Raw genomic sequence first — 17,008 nt, forward strand, 5'->3', positions numbered from 1 at the left:
CAGATTATTGTTGAAATTTTAAAATTATTTTATTGTATTTTAGGCCAAATTACTAAAAATTTTCCCAATCAAACTCTATAGCTCCTTATGGAATAGACATCTCACCCCCTACAAAAGCTTTAGTTTCCTCGCTTCACCGACTCACCCCATTGAAAATACCAAATTTCAGTCAAGTCTTTTTGACGACGGTAACATTTTCCCGATGTTAAAACTTTAAAAGTCTTGCTGAGGTAATCTAGATTTGACGACTTAGCATAAAAGTTAAGAGTTGCTTTGTCACTATAAGAAATACAAACAGTTAGTTGAGCAATGGTTTTTTCTAATTTAAGATTAATAGAAACATCTCTTTTAGTCAACTCATTTAGTAAATTGATTTGGAGAAGCTCATCTATAATTTGCAAAATTACGAGACTAAGTTCTGGAGATTCTTGCCTCCAATCAGTAGGAATTTCTAAGCTAATTTTGAGATGGGGATTTTTTTGGCACCACAGAGCAGCTAAACTCTCAATTCCTAAAGGTAAACTATATTCGGAGTTCATGGGCGCTAAGCGATCGCTCAATTCCTCCAATGAACGGTAAATTTTTTCGATTTTTCCTAAGTAATCTTGGCTAAGTTCAGGAGAAATATTTCCTTCATTTATGACTAATGACTCTAACATTCTCCGTATAGCACAAGAATCTTGTAATAAACCATTACGAATCCTTTCAGCTTCATGAAAAAGATGCTTTGACTGCCTGTGCGACCACCATTGCCAAGCTCGTTCAGTGTTGTGATGAAAAGCAATAAACGATAATAAACTCATAAAATAAACCAGAAACCCTAGTAAATACAAATATTCAGTAATCACAATAGCTTCATGGGTTTGACAAAATAGCTACACTAAACAACGAGCTAGCATTTGACTTGGCTGTTCATTGAATATATCACGCAATTACTAATTAAGTAATTAGCTATTTCGGTAAACTCTATTTCCTAATTAGGAAAACGCTATTGTATTAATCTGCCATTGTGATTTCCGAAAACTACATCAGTGAAGTTAAAATTTGCTGTCTATCTTGTAGTTAGCCTTAACTTCTTGGTGTGCTAACGAGAGCTTTTCTCACCGCTGCATCAGCATTCACAAATCCATGACCATAGTAAATATCGTAACCAGGGCTACCCAAATCGTAAGCTGTTTCTGAGAGAATTTGTTTAACATTAGAAGCAGTTAAATTTGGGTTAGCACTCCAAACTAAAGAAGCAACTCCAGTGACATTTGGTGTAGCTGCTGACGTACCATTAAAACTTGTTTCATAATTAAAATATGCTCCCCATATTAAGTCAGTAGCACGAGTGCTCACCACTTCCGATGGTCCCATTAAAGTCAATCCCTCACCATACTGAGAACCCCATCTGTAGGCGTATTCAATGCGTTGACCAGGATTTCTTAAGAAACCATATTCATTTTTAGTTCCCCAAGAAGCACCAACAGCAATTACATTATCATATTGCTGTGCTAATACTGCCGGAGAAGAAATTCCTGGTATACCTAAATTACCATCATTTCCCGCTGCTATCACAAACAAAACATTTGGGTTATTAGCCACTACTTGTTCTAATTCAAGATCGGAATTTTGCCCAAATGTATCACTATATCCCAAGCTCATATTAATCACTAAACGTTGACCTTTGCTGTTAGCTGTATTAATCATATTTTTGGTGGCTTCAACTAAAGATTGATCGTTTAGATCTTCGCCTAAAACATCGATGTTAATTACCTGAGAATTCCAATTAATACCACTCATGCCGATACCATTATTACTGGTAGCAGAAATGATGCTTTGAACCGCAGTACCATGAGAGGTATAGCTATCACTAAAGTCATCCCTAATGTTATTACTATAGCCAATAACATTTTTTAAATCGGGGTGAAAATTACCAAACCAACTAGTTCCCAATCCTGTATCTTGAACTCCGATTAAAACTTGATTAGAACCTGTGCTAAAGCGCCAAGCATTCTGCACTCCCATCATGTGTAGGTTCCATTGTTGATTGAATAAAGGATCGTTGGTTGTTACTGATAAATTTAATAAACCATCAGCGAATTGAATAGCATCAATTCCTTCAAAGATAATGAGGTTATTATTGTTTAAAGTTATCGCATCAAATAGGCGATCGCCATTTCCCGGATTAAAAACTACTCCCCCGCGATCGGCATAAGTGAAATTAAACTTGACTGTGCTAGAAAAAATCTGGGAAAGATCGAGGATATCTCTACCTCCCGTGCCAAAATCAACATTGCCATTTCCCGAAACAACTGTCAGATTAGTGTCAGGATTTATGGAAAAGCGATCGGCCCTCAAACTTCCAGGTACAATTGAAATAGTTGGGGCAAAATCCTGTGGAGAATTCGAGTTTAAGTTATCATTAGTAGCTGCAAGGCTAATGTTAGTATTAGCATTCTGACTATTTGGGGAAGATCCAGTTAAAACATCTACTTGGTCAGCGTCACTTTCAGTCCAATTATAAGAGAAAGAATCAGCAAATTCTGGCTCATTGAAATTTAGATAATTTGTGATAGCTTTACCAATTTGAAAATTTGGGAATTGCTCCAATAAGTAGTTAAGAGCATAACCAGAACTGCGACTTAATTCACTTTGAACATTAGTGAAAAAAGGCTCAGTTGTCAATGTATTGTTGATTCCTTTTTCTAAATCTGAAGGTAATGTGTTGAGTAAATTAGTTTCAGGAGTAAAGGTATCAAACATAAACTGTCTCGCCAACTAATAATGATATTTTTTTCTTCGGTTGTTCTTAATTTTGAGAATAAAGCTTTCTACAAGTTAAATCATTAGTTATTTGCGCGAACTTAATTTCTGATTTAAGGAGTAGCAATTTCCAGATTTTCTCAAGGTAATTACCAGGTTAGGAAACGGTTATTACCGAAAAATACATGAGGCGACTAAAGTCACTAAGTAGGTGTAAATAAATAAAGTGAAAATAGTTATTTATCAATGGGGCGGGCAAGATGCCCACCCCACAAGAAAGCTGGAAATGTTGTGGGGTGGGCAAGATGCCCACCCCACAAGAAAGCTGAAAATGTTGTGGGGTGGGCAAGATGCCCGCCTTTGTTTTACTTTATTTAGATCTACCTACTTACTAGACAAACAAAATCCGCCCTCGCAGACTGGATTTTCGATTATTAGGAACCATTGTAGAGACGTTGTATACAACGTCTCTACATCGTATACAACGTCTCTACATCCTTTGACAGGAGATGTCTATAGAATTAAGATAGCTATTTGGCTAACCGACGATAAAAACATTAGTAAATGGATCTGAGCTTAAAACACTGAGATTTGTATTTCCCTCCACTACAGCAACAAGATCTCCGTTAGTTGTGGAAATGTTAGTGTTGCCATTGAACACTTGGAAGTTATAGTCACTCGATCGTCCTGAAAAACCGATCAAATCAAAATGCAAAGGGTTAAAATTCTGAATTACAGCATAGTCAGCATTACCAGCGCCTATATAATAATCTCCTAATGTGAATATATCTAATCCATTGCCACCGATCAGGGTGTCAACTTGAGGAATGCTACCACCTTCAGTGAGAGGATCGACACCGTAAACGATCGCTACTCTACCAAAGGATTTAATGCGATCACTACCACTTGTTCCAGTAAAAAAAGCGCCACGTTCTTCAAATTGACCAACTTTTCTGTAGTGATCGAAACCAGAACTAAAAGTTCCTGTTTTAACTGCATTAGCAACATCTGGGTAAGCTAATAAATAAAATTCTTCATTAAAAGGAGTTCCAGAACGTCCTTCCGCTTCTCCAGCTTGAATGTAATGTGCAAGACCTGAAGGAATTAACTTATTTTGAACAGCTGTTGCCACATCGGGAAACTTCCGTAAATAAGCAGCTTCATCGTAATAAGGTGATACTAAAGTACGACCTTCTTTTAAACCATATTTCTCAAAATGTTCTCGACCAGAACGAAAGTTTCCAGCTTCGACAGATGCCTTAACATCAGGATTATTTGCTAGGTAGAACTGTTCATCAAAAATAGCCAAACTCATTTTATTTTCCTCGACTTTTTGCTATGCCAATTTCTTGCTATCCACAATAAATTGTCAGATTAATTAAATCATTAGCTATTTACGCGAAGTTTATTTCTGATTTAAGAATTAGCAATTACCAAGTTTTATTAATGTGATTTCCGAATTAGACAATAATTATTACCGAAAAAGACATTTATCTTTTGATTCAAATTCTCTAAACTCAGAAGCGCCAGAGATAAACACAATTTAGGAATGAATATATGGCACTAACATTCACTGGAGAATCTTTTGGAATATTTGGCCCTCCTGTTAATCCTTTGCGGACAACAGTTTTTGAAATTACTGATGAAGATGGAGGAACAGAAAACCGTTTAACTTGGGGTAGACCTGCAACTGGTAGTTTTAGTAATTTTGTTCAATTCGATGGAGAAGAGTTTAATACAGGTTTGAATGAGCCTTTCTATTTAGGGGATTTAACTTATGGCAATGGTCAAGTTTCACAGAATACTAATTTCCAAGGTGATTTTCCCCTAGAAATTTATTTGTCTTTTTCCGATCCAGTCGATCGGGAAGAGAATTTTGAGTTTACATTTAATATCCTGGAAACCACTAATACAACAGGAGATCCAGTTTTAGATGGTGACTTTCTCCGGTTTTCTGATGCTGGTTTATCTCAAGAAACCTTTAGGTATAAAGGCAACCTTTATACGCTAGAACTTTTTGGTTTTGAAACCGATGACGGAGATTTAACAACTAAAGGGCAATTTATTTCACCAGAAGACACCGTTACTACTACATCTTTGTTTGGCAAAGTTTCCCAAGTGAGTTCGACAGTTGTGACAACAGTAGAAACTGTTTTAACTTATCGGAAAACAGTTACTAGCGCTATTATCGGTATATCTAACAACGATATTTATCAGCTAGAATACTCGGCAGGTGAGGAAATAGTTATTACCGAAGAAGTTTCTACTACATACACAGGAGGTGTTTGGGCTAGTAAAAATGACGATTCATTAACTGGCTCAATTATTAGTGATATTGTTTATGCAAATCAAGGAGCAGATACACTTTATGCTGGTGAAGGTGGAGATTTAATTTATGCTGGCGATGACAACGATCGAATTTATGGAGACGAAGACGAAGATATTATTAATGGCAACCAAGGTGATGATAATGTTTCCGGGGATAAAGGTGATGATTTATTGCGGGGAGGTAAAGGAAATGATACGGTATCAGGTGGCGATGATGATGATGTTTTAATTGGTGATTTAGGAACTGATACTTTAACTGGTGGTAGTGGTGCAGATACTTATATTTTCCGCAGAGATGAAGCTGTTGGACAATACAATGTCACTTTAGTTGATTGTATTACTGATTTTGATGTTGAGGAGGGCGATCGTATAGGATTCACCGAAGACATCACCCCAGAACTTTTAACTTATGATTCCCTAGATATCAATCAAGACGGAATCTCAGACACAGTAATCAAACTAGGCTCAACCAACGAAATCTTAGGAGTAGTCATGAGCGTTTCCATAACAACAATAGAAGCCTCCCTCTTCACAATCACCACCACAGATCCCATTTTAACACTTTAAAAATTGACCTTAGTCTGATTCTTTGTACGTAGTTGGGCTTTAGCCCTCTTATGCCAGGTTTCATAAGAGGGCTAAAGCCCAACTACATACCTTTATGTAAATAACTAGCAACTTGCGTTATATAATTAACCAAACATGATATTATTGCTCAGGACATTCCCAACCCAAAACCAACTGACCATTTTCCAATTTATAAACCCCTTGCGCCTCAATAATTCGATCGTTAATCTCTGACCTTCCAGAACTATTATCCTCCGGGATAGAACGCACTTCCCCAGTAGGCAAAGGCGACATCAAACCATCACCAGGACGATGTTGAAACCCACCCGTTCCAGTAATATAAAAAGTCCCAGTTTCCTTTCTCCTAGCAATACAACCTTTAGGAACTAATCGCGAAACATCAACCGCATTTTCTGGGAAATTCACCAACCCCGAATTAGGGTCAATTTCAGGAGTATTAATTTGCACCGAACCACTAAATTGAGGGCCGAGTTTAGAAGTAGCAGTAATATCACTTTCGGGAGTGGTATCAGGACGAAATTTAGTCCCAAAAATCCCTTGAGCATTAATAATAACTCGACCACCAAAACTATCTTCAGCATTGGCACTAATGTCGCTGTTTTCTAAAGCAGCTAAAACATCAGTGTTGATAATAATATTGCCGCCTGTAGCTTTGCCTGTAGCATTAGTGGTAATGTTGCTACCACGACGCATAATTAAAGAAGAAGTTTGTAAATTAATATTACCCTGATTACCTGATGCGATTGTCGCTCTTAAGATTCCCCCGTTGTCGATGAAAATCGAATTTGCTGTTACTTCCAAGTTGCCAGCTGCGCCTGTGCCGAAACTGCTAGCAGTGACTCTCGCCCCATCTCGCACAATCAAACGCTCAGTATTAATTATTAAGTTTCCGGCATCACCAGCCCCTTCTTCACTAGTAACAAATAAACCGGAATATTTAGCATTGGGAGCTTTTCCAGCCACTTCGATTAACTCTGCTGTAATCTTAAAATTGCCTGCTTTTCCAGAACCGAAAGTACCAGCAGCTACTTGCGCCCCATCTCGGACAATGAAATTTCTGGTGTTAATAGTTAGATTTCCGGCATTGCCAGTTCCTTCAGAGCTAGTAGACAAGCTACTTGCAGACTTACCCGATGCTGCTCCTCCAATCACCTCAACTACATCGGCTTTGACTGTCAAATTGCCTCCTTTTCCCGCACCATCAGTACCAGCTAGTATTTGTGCGCCATCACGGACAGTCAATTGCTGAGTTTCAATGCTTAAGTTTCCTCCATCACCAGTACCATCAGCATCAGCAAACAAGCCACTGGGATACTTCTCATCTGGTGATGTTCCAATCACCTCTGCTACATCAGCTTTTACTGTCAAATTACCTGCTTTTCCAGCACCAAAATTACTAGCCGATATCTGTGCCCCACCTTGAAGAATCAATTGCTTAGTTTGAATACTTAAGTTTCCACCATCACCAGTTCCCTCAGAGGTGACAAGCAAGCTACTCAAAAACTGACCATCTGTTGATGAGCCAATCTGCACTACATCGGCTGTGATTGTTAAACTGCCTCCTTTTCCCGCATCTAAAGTAGTAGCTGTTATTTGTGCCCCGCCTTGAACAGTCAATTGCTGAGTTTCAACGATTAAGTTTCCCGCATCACCAGTTCCTTGTGTATCGGTAAACAAGCCACTGGAAGACTTACCATCTGCTGATGTTCCAATCACCTCTACTACATTAGCTTTCACCGTCAAATTGCCTGCTTTTCCGGCATTAAAAGTAGTAGCTGATATTTGTGCCCCATCACGGATACCTAATTTTTGAGTTTCAATGGTTAAGTTTCCCGCATCACCAGTTCCTTCAGTATTAGCAGACAAAGCACTGACTTTACCATCTGCCGATGTTCCAACAACTTCGATCTCTTGGGCTGTTACCGTCAAATTGCCCGCTTTGCCCGCACCAAAAGCAGTTACATTCACTTGTGCGCCATTGCGAACAATCAATTGATTTGCTTGGAGCTTGATGTTGCCCCCTTTACCTTCTGCATTCGAGCCTGCAGATATTTTTTGTCCAGGGTCTTGAATAATCAATTGTCCAGTTTCAATAATCACGTCACCTGCATCGCCTCTACCATTAGTGAATGTTGATAAACTGCTCGTGTCCCTCACTAACACTGATTGGGAAGCTCTGATTGTAATAGTTCCCCCTTTTCCTTGACCCAAACTAAAAGCCACCACATCTGAATCATCAACAAGCTGCAATCGTTGAGTTTCAATTGTAATTTTTCCGCCATTTCCAGTTGCTTCCTTGGAAGTAATAGCACTTATCAGGTTATCGTTACTCAATTCCACCGCTTCCGATGCTTGAAGCAAAATGTCGCCTGCATTTCCATCACCGTAAGTACTAGTAGAAATAAAGCCTTTACCAATAGTCAATCGTCTGGTTTCTACTGTAATGTTGCCACCATTGCCCTTTGCCCCAGAAAAAACATTAGCGTATATGCCACTTACAATTTGATTATCTGGTGTAGCTCGGTCCACTTCTACCCTATCTTTTGCCCGAATATAAATATTGCCTGAGTTTCCTAGACCAGCAGTACCCGCAGAAACCTCTCCACCATCGCGAAGACTTAGCACCTGAGTATCGATATTGATATCTCCACCTTGCCCCGCTACACCGCGCAATACATCTGTACCAATACTACTGACATTACCAAAGTTTGCGGCTCCTACTACTTCTACGCTTTTGCTGGCTTGTACTTGAATATTACCTGCGTCTCCTATGCCAAACGCAGCGGCAGTAACCTGTCCACCATCACGGAGACTTAACACCTGGGTGTCGATGTTAATATCTCCACCAGAACCTACGCCTCCCCCCACATCTGCATTAATGCCGCTAGAAATTCTAATAACTTTACCGTTTTGAGATTGTCTAATTCTCCCAGCACCAACTACTTCCACCAGTTCGCTAGCTTTTACTTGAATAGTTCCACCTTTCCCTTGACCGTATAATCTTGTTGAGACTTGACCACCATCTCGAACACTTAACCTTTGAGTTTCAACAGTCAAATTTCCACCATTACCAACAGCATCAGTTACAACATCTGAATTGAGGCTACTCAATATCCCATTTGGTAATTCAGGAGTGACTGGCCCTTCTCCCACAACTTCTATTAAGTCTGTTGCCTTCACTAACAGATTACCTGCATTTCCCTGACCCCAAGTTGCTGTAGAAACACTACCTCCGTCACGAATGCTCAATGTACCCGTCTCAATTATTAGATTACCACCTGACCCTCTGGAGCCTTCCCCTATACCAACTCCTGCTGATAGGCTGGTTGAAAGTCCATTGGGCATTGTTCCCACAACTTCTACAGAGTCTTTAGCTTGTACCAGTAAATTTCCGCCGTTTCCAGTTCCTCTGGTGTCTGTGGACACAAATGCACCATCCCTGAGAGTTAACCGTCCAGTTTGAATGGTCATGTCTCCCGCATTTCCCGCACCATTGGTTAAGGTTGTTAAGGTACTGGAAAATTTTCCATCAGCAGAAGTACCATTAACTTGTACTTCTTGGGAAGCTCGAACCGTTAAGTTTCCTCCCAGTCCTTTGCTGGAAGTCCCACTCCAGATAAATGCTCCATCTTGGACAGTCAACCGTCCAGTATCAATAGTTAAATTACCAGCTTTACCAGCACTAATACTACTAGTTTGCAGACTGCTGGGAAACTTACCATCAGCAGTAGTACCGCTCACTTCCACCGATTCAGTAGCATTAACAATCAGATTCCCTGCATCACCCGAATTAAATGTACTACTGACTAAAAATGAACCACCAGAAAGACTTAGCTGTTCTGCTTCAACAGTGACACTTTTCCCATTTTCATTGCCAATTGTATTTGCACCAATACTCGATCTTCCATTAAGACTTACCTTTCCCCCACGAACTCGAATCTCTCCCGCACCTTCTCCCGATGCTGCTACCGCAGATGACTGCGACATTTGAATTTCACCAAAGTTGGAAATATTTTCATATCCCAAAACTAACCCTGTTTCTGTAGGATTTAAACTGACTACACCGGAATTAACACTTCCTAATTCAATCCTTCCTTGCCTAACTCCAACTATTCCACCTTTAAATGTTAGGTTTCCACCTACTAAAGCTATGGTTTTTCCCGGTTGTACAAGTAACCCTTGGGGATTGTTGAGAAATTCCTGTTCAAATGCTATCAATCTTGCGGCTTGTTGTTCGGTTGTTTCTCCTTCTACTGGCAAAGGGCGATTTAATCCAGTTCCATTAACTGTAATATTGCCTGGATTTGTACCCATTTGCAAACCAATGGGTACGTTAATACTTAATAAAGGTGCAGTTTGGGGATTTGTCGCACTAAATTCTGTGCCATCGGCAAACTTAAAACTATTAGCAGTAGTCGCTAAAAATGAACCGCCAATATTTAATCTAGCATTTGGCCCAAAGATGATTCCGTTGGGATTAAGTAAAAATAAATTAGCTGTGCCATTAGCACGAATTAATCCATCAATATTAGAAGGTAATTTACTTGTGACTCTACTAAATATATTTCGGATATCGAATGCGTTGTTGAAAAATGCTTCGCTACCTGTGGGAATAGAGAATTCTTGAAAACTATGAAATAGATTATTACCTGCTCTGGTTCCACCTTCAATTATGTTAATATTACCGTTTGGTGTAACGGTGGTGTTGACTGTGCTATCTGGGATAATTTGGGCTGTGGTTGGGTAGATGGTTAATAATGTTAAGAGGGCGCTGCTTTGGGCTATGTAGAATAAGGAAGGTGAGGGTTTCATCTGTTTTGGTTGGGTGATTGGAGTTGATTTGCTACTTGGTGAGAGAATAGGAACATATCAATTAATTGCTAATTTAGAGTTTACTGAGATCTTGCACCAGCCCCAAAATCCACCTGCGAATCAATTCGCACCGCGAGTAGCTAAAGTCCTCTAAAGAGGACTAAAATATTTGAAATCAAAAGCTTCAGTCCACTAAGCGTGGAGTTGAGCAATAAGAAAAGCGAATTGATTCGCAGGTGGGCTAAAACGACAGGTGCAAGATCTAAGTTTACACCGATCGAGCTATATTTAATAACTCTTATAGGAATTTTGTCAAACTCTAATTTCTCTTTCCCGAAATTACCTGATTACGCAATCATGATTTCTGAAAAATACATTCCTTTTAGAATATTGATGCAGATATTATATTTTGTACGGGAATACTACTGACAATTTTATCAAGGGAGGCATAATAATGCGATCGCCAATTTTTCTACCAACCTCATCACTCATAGTTATTCTGGCACTTGCTCCTGTTTCCGCCCAGCTTGTAAATGAACCAGATCTTGCAGAACTCTGCTCCACATCTCCTTTGAATTCTCGCTGTACTGGCTACTCTAGAGAAGTTGCATTAGAAAAACGTCCCGGTGAAGCCGGAGCCTGTGTTTTGATTATTAATGGGGTAAATACTGAGACTGTATGTAAACTAACTATCACTGGACAAACGATCGCAGCTTACTACGAATTTGGGGACAAAGTTCAAGCGATCGATAATGAAAAGGCAACTCAAGAAATCCAAATCTCGCCCAGCAATATCAAAGTAATTCGCTATCGGGAAGCAAAAAAAGATAACTCAACTGCACGAGTAGTCAATACCATTGTTTTTGGGCTACCTGGTTTATTTGGCACACGGGATAAAAAAGTTTCCGAAATAGAAATCGAGTACATTCCTAACTCAGAAACCACAAAAACTGGATCTGAAACATCAGTGGTATCCGCTGATTCACCAGAAGCAACAAAAAACACACTACGAATTATAGTAAAGCGAAAAACGGGAGAGAAGTTGCTTACCCAACTTCAAGAGTTAACAGGACTAAAGGCAGAATTTCTGCAAGCACCTCGTTAAGCATCTAATAGTAGTTTATCTCACATCTTGCACCACTCCCAAAATCCGCCTGCGAATCAATTCGCAGGCTAATAGCGAAACTCCTCTGAAGAGGACTAAAATTAAGAGAGAAGAGCTTATCACTGAAATAACTTTGCTAATTTTAGAATAAGAGTTCTCTTAAACTGGCATTTTTTTCCTAATTTCTCATAGTTAGTCTAGAAAAACCAATATTTAAAATTAAAAGCTTTCAGTCCACTTTAGTGGACTTGAGCTATTAGCCTGCGAATTGATTCGCAGGCGGGCTAAAACGACAGATCCAAGTCTGAGTTATTGAACCTTATTGCAAAACCCTGTAGAGACGTTATATATAACGTCTCTACAATATAACGTCTCTACAATATGGTAATCAAACGGCCATCATATAGCATATAAAAGCTCATCTCCTTAGTAAAAAAATCCCATTAGTTAAAACCAATGGGGTTACAAAGACTCAGGAGGACAAAGCTAAAATTTTAAGATTTAAGGGAATGGTTCGTTACGTTGCATTTTTCTTAAGCATCGCCAGCTATACCCACCCTACATATTTGCAGATTCAACGTTTTCATTGTTCATTGGATTTCGCCTTTTGATATTAGCAACTTTCATTAATTCCCTACTTACTTCTGCGGATTCAAAATTGGCCAGTTCTTCTAATAAACTGGAAATAGCTGCTCTTGATTGAGGCGTATTATCAGCTTTTAATGCTTCACTCAATGCGTTATACCAGAAACCAGAGTTAGCATAAATATCTGCTCTTTGCAATGGGTCTTTAACTGCATCTATCGACGTTTTTACATTCGTCGGTAGTGGAATAACTTCAAGTTCGGCTCTAGTAACTAAGTCACTTGATGGATAACCTTCATTACATAATACTGCTACTTGCCAAAGATAAGTTTTTCCTACAGTTAAGTCGGGAATACTTTCTGGTAAAGAGAGTTTCATGATTCCTGGTGAACTATTTAACTCAACTTTTTTAATCAGTTTTTTGTTATTACCTGAAGTATACTCATACAGCGCAAACTCCATTTTATATGATTGAGAATCTGGTACAAACCATGCAAAAGTAGGACGGGTAGAAACTGTTTGTCCGATGTGTTGTTGAGGAGCAAGTGCTGTTAGTGTTGTTTTAGCAGTTCCCGAACATCCTCCTCCTCTTGTGCCTGTACTGGTTGTATTACCTCTGGGAGCACGTTGATCTGGAGGTGGGTTATATTTAGCGAAAGCTGCACTAACTATTGATAAAAATAAAGTTAGAATGCTAGCACTTAAAAGTCGGTGAAAAAGTTTAGACATGGTAAATTACTCCTGATTAGTTCTAAAAATTGTCTTTGATTACCTAGCACAGCAGGTTAAATTACATTCAATGACTTACACAAAGCCTCTATATTGTAGGGTGCGTATAGCCTGCGGCATTCAAGAAAAGTGCCAACGTAACGCACCATCCCACTAAATTTCCCAAGTTAAATTTTAAATAGGGCTTGTACTAGCAATCTGCCTTAAATCATTACTTTTTTCCGCATTTTCTATCTGGGCAAGATTTTCTAATAAACTGGCAACAGTTTTTCCTGATTGGGAATTAGCATCAGCTGTTAATGCTTCACCTAATGCGTCATACCATAAACCAGCGTTTGCATAAATATCTGCTCTTTGCAACGGGTTTTTAACTGCATCTAGCGACATTTTTACATTGCTCGGTAGTTCTACAACTTCTATTTCTGCTTTTTTAACTAAGTCAGATGATGGATAATTTTCATTACATATAACTGCTATCTGCCAAAGATATGTTTTACCTACAGTTAAACCTGGGGTATCCTTGGGTAAGGATAGTTTATTAATTCCTGGTGAGCTTTTTAATTCGATCTTTTTAATCAAATTTATCGTACCATTTGAACTGTATTCATAAAGTGAAAACTCCGTTTTATATTGTGGAGAAACTGGTAAAAACCAAGCTAAGGTAGGATACGGAGAAACTGCTTGTTCGAGGTACTCCATTTTAATTTCTGGAGAATCTGGTACAAACCAAGCAAAAGTAGGATGTGAGGAAACTGTTTGTCCGATGTGCTTTTGAGGAGCAAGAGTTGTTAGTGGTAGTTGAGCAACTCCTGAACATCCTCCTCTACTACCTGAAGAGTCTGTACGTCCACCAGGAGCACGTTGACTTGAAGGTTCTTTATACTCAGCGTAAGCTGCACTTTGTACTGATAATAATATAGTCAGAAAGCAAGCACTTAAAACTCTGTTAAACATTTTAGACATGGTAAATTTCTCCCTGTTAGCTGTGAGGGTTGAATGTTATTTTCTGCGAATAACCTGGAAATTACTTAAGTAATTGCCGATCGCCTAACAATCAACTTACGGTAATTACTTAACCTGATTTATACAATACTATATCAAAGCTGGGTTGGCATGATTACTTTCCACCAAGTTAATTACCTAGTTTGGATCGATGTCTCTCTAGTTTGAGAAATTGATATTTCCGAAAAATACATAGCTAAAGTACGTAGTTGCGCTGAAGCGCCGGATTTGGCGCTTCAGCGCAACTACGTACTTGGGTTATGGTGTTATTGACAAGTACGATCGGACCGAGAACCATCAGACATAGTAGCACCACAAATGTTAGCGTTGGCTAAATCTCGCTCTTTTAGGTTTGTACCAGTTAAGTTAGCTTCTTGTAAGTTGGTCCGATCGAAAATTACTTTTGATAAGTTAGCACCACTTAAATTAGCTCCTTGTAAGTTGGCTTGACTTAAGTTAGTTTGAAATTCAAATTCAGCTGCTCTTGGCGATCGATCGCTTCTATTTTTATCAGGATTAATATACACTAAACCTTTCCTTAAACTAGCTTTTTCCAAATTTGCATTCTGTAAATTAGCTCTTTCTAAATTTGCGCCATCTAACGACGCTTCACTCAAGTTAGCATTCTGAAGATTAGCATCCTGCATCATAGTTGGAGCAATTAAGTTAGCATCACTCAAATTGGCACTTTGTAAATTAGCACCTTGCAAATTTGCTCCTTGTAGATCGGCATCAAACAAATTAGCTTCTGACAAATTAGCTCCTACTAATTTAGCTGCTTCCAGGTTAGCTTTAGTTAAGTTAGCTTTGCTGAAATTAGCTCCCACTAGATAAGTATTTTTCAAATCTGCACCTGCTAAATTTGCTCCTTCTAAGTTTGCGCCTTCCAAATTTGCACTTTCCAACTTAGCTTTTTCTAAGTTAGCTCCTCTTAAATCACATTTTATACATTGTTTAGTTTCCAATAGTTGTTTGACTTGTTGAGAGTTATCTTTTGCAGGTTCAACTGTGTCTAATTGAGCAACTATACCATTATCTAACAAAACTTTTGGGGCGCTATTTACTAAACCGAACAAATTCAGATAATTTATAGGACTTTCTTCTACAAAGATTTTTAAAATGTTGCTGCGGTTGTTGTTAGGTGAATTTGATGCAGCGACAAAACCTACTTCTACATTTAAAAATTGAATAAGTAAAGGTATTGGTCTATACTTTTCAATAACGCTGGTGTTCCTTTCGCGATCGCTCATTACCCATCGTTGAGAACTAATCGCAAAAATTTGATTTGTGGGAATCTTTAATTTTCGATACCGAGATTGACTGCTCACAAAATCCAGGGAATCAATTTCTTTAAAATATACAGTTAAGCCTTGCTCTGTCACCGAAACTCTGCATTTTCTTTCAGGTTCTTTCTCAAAAAATTTGAATAAACATTCAGCTTGAGCACCTGGCCCATACATAAACTCTTTAAATCCTTCACAACGACCATTAAAAGGAAATTGTGTACAGAGTTGTTCTAATTGTTGTTCGTTAAATCTTTGTGATTGAGCGTAACTTAAATCAACTCCAAGAGTTGAAATCAAAATCAAAAATGTAGCAAAAATTCTTACTTTCATTAACTTAATCCTCCCAATTATTTCCGAAAAACCTAGTTTATGTTTATATCATGTCTGGTTAATCAGACCAAATCCGCATTAAAAACCCCAGTTATTCTTCAGTCCGCGTAGGCGGACTTGGTTTGTGTAGACGCGATTTTAATCGCCAACTATAATTTCCTTGCTACGAAATCCTGTAGAGACGTTGCATGAAACGTCTCTACAGCATGAGGAAGTAAGCGAACATGATACTAAAATATAATGCTAAATTTGCCCAATTTCAATTAATATTTCCGCAAATTAAGTTTCCTAATTGGGAAACTGTCATGAGAGAAATCAGTAATGATGATTTCCGAAAACTACATAGCACGAATTTATTTAGGACATTCCCAACCCAAAACCATCTGACCATTTTCCAACTTATAAATCCCCTGAGCCTCAATAATTCGATCGTTAACTTCTGACCTTTCAAAAGAATTATTTTCCGGGATAGAACGCACTTCACCAGTAGGCAAAGGCGACATCAAACCATCCCCCGGACGATATTGAAAACCATCATTCCCAGTAATATAAAAAGTTCCAGTTTCTTTTCTTCTAGCAACACAACCTTTAGGAACTAATCGTGAAATATCAACTGTACTTTCTGGGAAATTCACTAACCCCGAATTAGGGTCAATTGCGGGAGTATTAACTTCCACTGTACCGCTAAATTGAGGGCCGAGTTTAGAAGTAGCAGTAATATCACTTTGAGGAGTAGTATCAGGACGAAACTTAGTACCAAAAATCCCTTGAGCATTAATAATAACTCGACCACCGAAACTATCTTCAGCATTGGCACTAATATCGCTGTTTTCTAAAGCAGCTAATACATCAGTGTTGATAGTGATATTGCCGCCTGTAGCTTTACCTGTAGCGTTAGTAGTAATTTTGCTGCCACGACGCATGATTAAGGATTGGGATTCGAGTGTAATGTTACCTTGACCCTTTACGGTGTCAGCAATGATTAGTGCTTCATTGGAAAGACGGATGGAGTTAGCTTTCAGGTTGATGTTGCCTGCTGCGCCATTTCCCGCACTGGTGGCACTAAGTCCAGCGCCATTAGTAACACTCAAGGATTTGGCAGTGATGCTCACACCACCCGCATCTCCCTGTGCATTCTGACTCACCCCACTATTAGCTTCACTCCTGATTCCAGCCTGACTCTCACCATCAAAAGAGACACTATCGCTAGCCACAATCGTCACACTTCCGGCATTGCCTTTTTCAAATGTGCTGGCACTTAGTTGAGCACCATTAGTAACACTCAGGGATTTAGCAGTGATACTCACACCACCCGCATCTCCCTCTGCTTTCTCTTCCACGATGCTAAAAGCTCCACTGGGAAATCCATCCTTTCTCTCACCATCAAAAGAGACACTATCGCTAGCCACAATCGTCACACTTCCGGCATTGCCTTTTTCAAATGTGCTGGCACTTAGTTGAGCACCATTGGTAACACTCAGGGATTTAGCAGTGA

General features: G+C 39.0%; 9 protein-coding genes and 1 pseudogene. 2 read left to right on the forward strand and 8 right to left on the reverse strand.

Translation table 11 applies throughout. The annotated features are described in order from the left end of the window. Positions 1-119: 119 nt before the first annotated feature. From ACE1CC_RS05760 to ACE1CC_RS05770, 3 genes are all read right to left on the reverse strand, one after another. Positions 120-803 carry a hypothetical protein gene (locus tag ACE1CC_RS05760; RefSeq protein ID WP_413269518.1) on the reverse strand — a complete coding sequence of 228 codons (684 nt, stop codon included), beginning with the start codon at positions 801-803 and terminating at the stop codon, positions 120-122. Between the two features lie 265 nt (positions 804-1,068). Next, on the reverse strand, positions 1,069-2,748 hold the full coding sequence (locus tag ACE1CC_RS05765) for a S8 family peptidase (protein WP_413269519.1): 1,680 nt from the start codon (positions 2,746-2,748) through the stop codon (positions 1,069-1,071). A gap of 538 nt (positions 2,749-3,286) precedes the next feature. After that, positions 3,287-4,063 carry a hypothetical protein gene (locus ACE1CC_RS05770; protein WP_413269520.1) on the reverse strand — a complete coding sequence of 259 codons (777 nt, stop codon included), beginning with the start codon at positions 4,061-4,063 and terminating at the stop codon, positions 3,287-3,289. 242 nt (positions 4,064-4,305) lie between these two features. Here ACE1CC_RS05770 and ACE1CC_RS05775 point away from each other — a divergent pair, with 242 nt between their 5' ends. After that, on the forward strand, positions 4,306-5,643 hold the full coding sequence (locus ACE1CC_RS05775) for a choice-of-anchor K domain-containing protein (RefSeq protein WP_413269521.1): 1,338 nt from the start codon (positions 4,306-4,308) through the stop codon (positions 5,641-5,643). Between the two features lie 141 nt (positions 5,644-5,784). Here ACE1CC_RS05775 and ACE1CC_RS05780 read toward each other — a convergent pair whose 3' ends face one another. Next, on the reverse strand, positions 5,785-10,476 hold the full coding sequence (locus tag ACE1CC_RS05780) for a two-partner secretion domain-containing protein (protein ID WP_413269522.1): 4,692 nt from the start codon (positions 10,474-10,476) through the stop codon (positions 5,785-5,787). Positions 10,477-10,930: 454 nt separating this feature from the next. Between ACE1CC_RS05780 and ACE1CC_RS05785 the strand changes: the two genes are divergently transcribed. Further along, the gene (locus ACE1CC_RS05785; RefSeq protein WP_413269523.1) at positions 10,931-11,581 is read left to right on the forward strand and encodes a hypothetical protein; all 651 of its coding nucleotides are present in this window, start codon (positions 10,931-10,933) and stop codon (positions 11,579-11,581) included. A 558-nt stretch (positions 11,582-12,139) separates the two neighbouring features. Here ACE1CC_RS05785 and ACE1CC_RS05790 read toward each other — a convergent pair. From ACE1CC_RS05790 to ACE1CC_RS05805, 4 genes and pseudogenes are all read right to left on the reverse strand, one after another. Continuing rightward, positions 12,140-12,895 (reverse strand): DUF928 domain-containing protein, encoded by a 756-nt coding sequence (locus ACE1CC_RS05790; protein ID WP_413269524.1) that lies wholly within the window; start codon positions 12,893-12,895, stop codon positions 12,140-12,142. A 174-nt stretch (positions 12,896-13,069) separates the two neighbouring features. Then, the gene (locus tag ACE1CC_RS05795) at positions 13,070-13,858 is read right to left on the reverse strand and encodes a DUF928 domain-containing protein (protein ID WP_413269525.1); all 789 of its coding nucleotides are present in this window, start codon (positions 13,856-13,858) and stop codon (positions 13,070-13,072) included. A gap of 305 nt (positions 13,859-14,163) precedes the next feature. Next, positions 14,164-15,513, reverse strand: coding sequence for a pentapeptide repeat-containing protein (locus ACE1CC_RS05800; protein ID WP_413269526.1), 1,350 nt, complete (start codon positions 15,511-15,513; stop codon positions 14,164-14,166). Positions 15,514-15,866: 353 nt separating this feature from the next. Continuing rightward, a pseudogene (locus ACE1CC_RS05805) lies at positions 15,867-17,008 on the reverse strand (hypothetical protein); the annotation flags it as partial.

It is taken from the genome of Floridaenema aerugineum BLCC-F46 (genome assembly GCF_041929345.1).
Lineage (GTDB): Bacteria > Cyanobacteriota > Cyanobacteriia > Cyanobacteriales > Aerosakkonemataceae > Floridanema > Floridanema aerugineum.

Bases quoted from the DNA above. Each gene is read 5' to 3' on its own strand.
- ACE1CC_RS05760 (WP_413269518.1), bottom strand. From the start codon at position 803: ATGAGTTTATTATCGTTTATTGCTTTTCATCACAACACTGAACGAGCT.
- ACE1CC_RS05765 (WP_413269519.1), bottom strand. From the start codon at position 2,748: ATGTTTGATACCTTTACTCCTGAAACTAATTTACTCAACACATTACCT.
- ACE1CC_RS05770 (WP_413269520.1), bottom strand. From the start codon at position 4,063: ATGAGTTTGGCTATTTTTGATGAACAGTTCTACCTAGCAAATAATCCT.
- ACE1CC_RS05775 (WP_413269521.1), top strand. From the start codon at position 4,306: ATGGCACTAACATTCACTGGAGAATCTTTTGGAATATTTGGCCCTCCT.
- ACE1CC_RS05780 (WP_413269522.1), bottom strand. From the start codon at position 10,476: ATGAAACCCTCACCTTCCTTATTCTACATAGCCCAAAGCAGCGCCCTC.
- ACE1CC_RS05785 (WP_413269523.1), top strand. From the start codon at position 10,931: ATGCGATCGCCAATTTTTCTACCAACCTCATCACTCATAGTTATTCTG.
- ACE1CC_RS05790 (WP_413269524.1), bottom strand. From the start codon at position 12,895: ATGTCTAAACTTTTTCACCGACTTTTAAGTGCTAGCATTCTAACTTTA.
- ACE1CC_RS05795 (WP_413269525.1), bottom strand. From the start codon at position 13,858: ATGTCTAAAATGTTTAACAGAGTTTTAAGTGCTTGCTTTCTGACTATA.
- ACE1CC_RS05800 (WP_413269526.1), bottom strand. From the start codon at position 15,513: ATGAAAGTAAGAATTTTTGCTACATTTTTGATTTTGATTTCAACTCTT.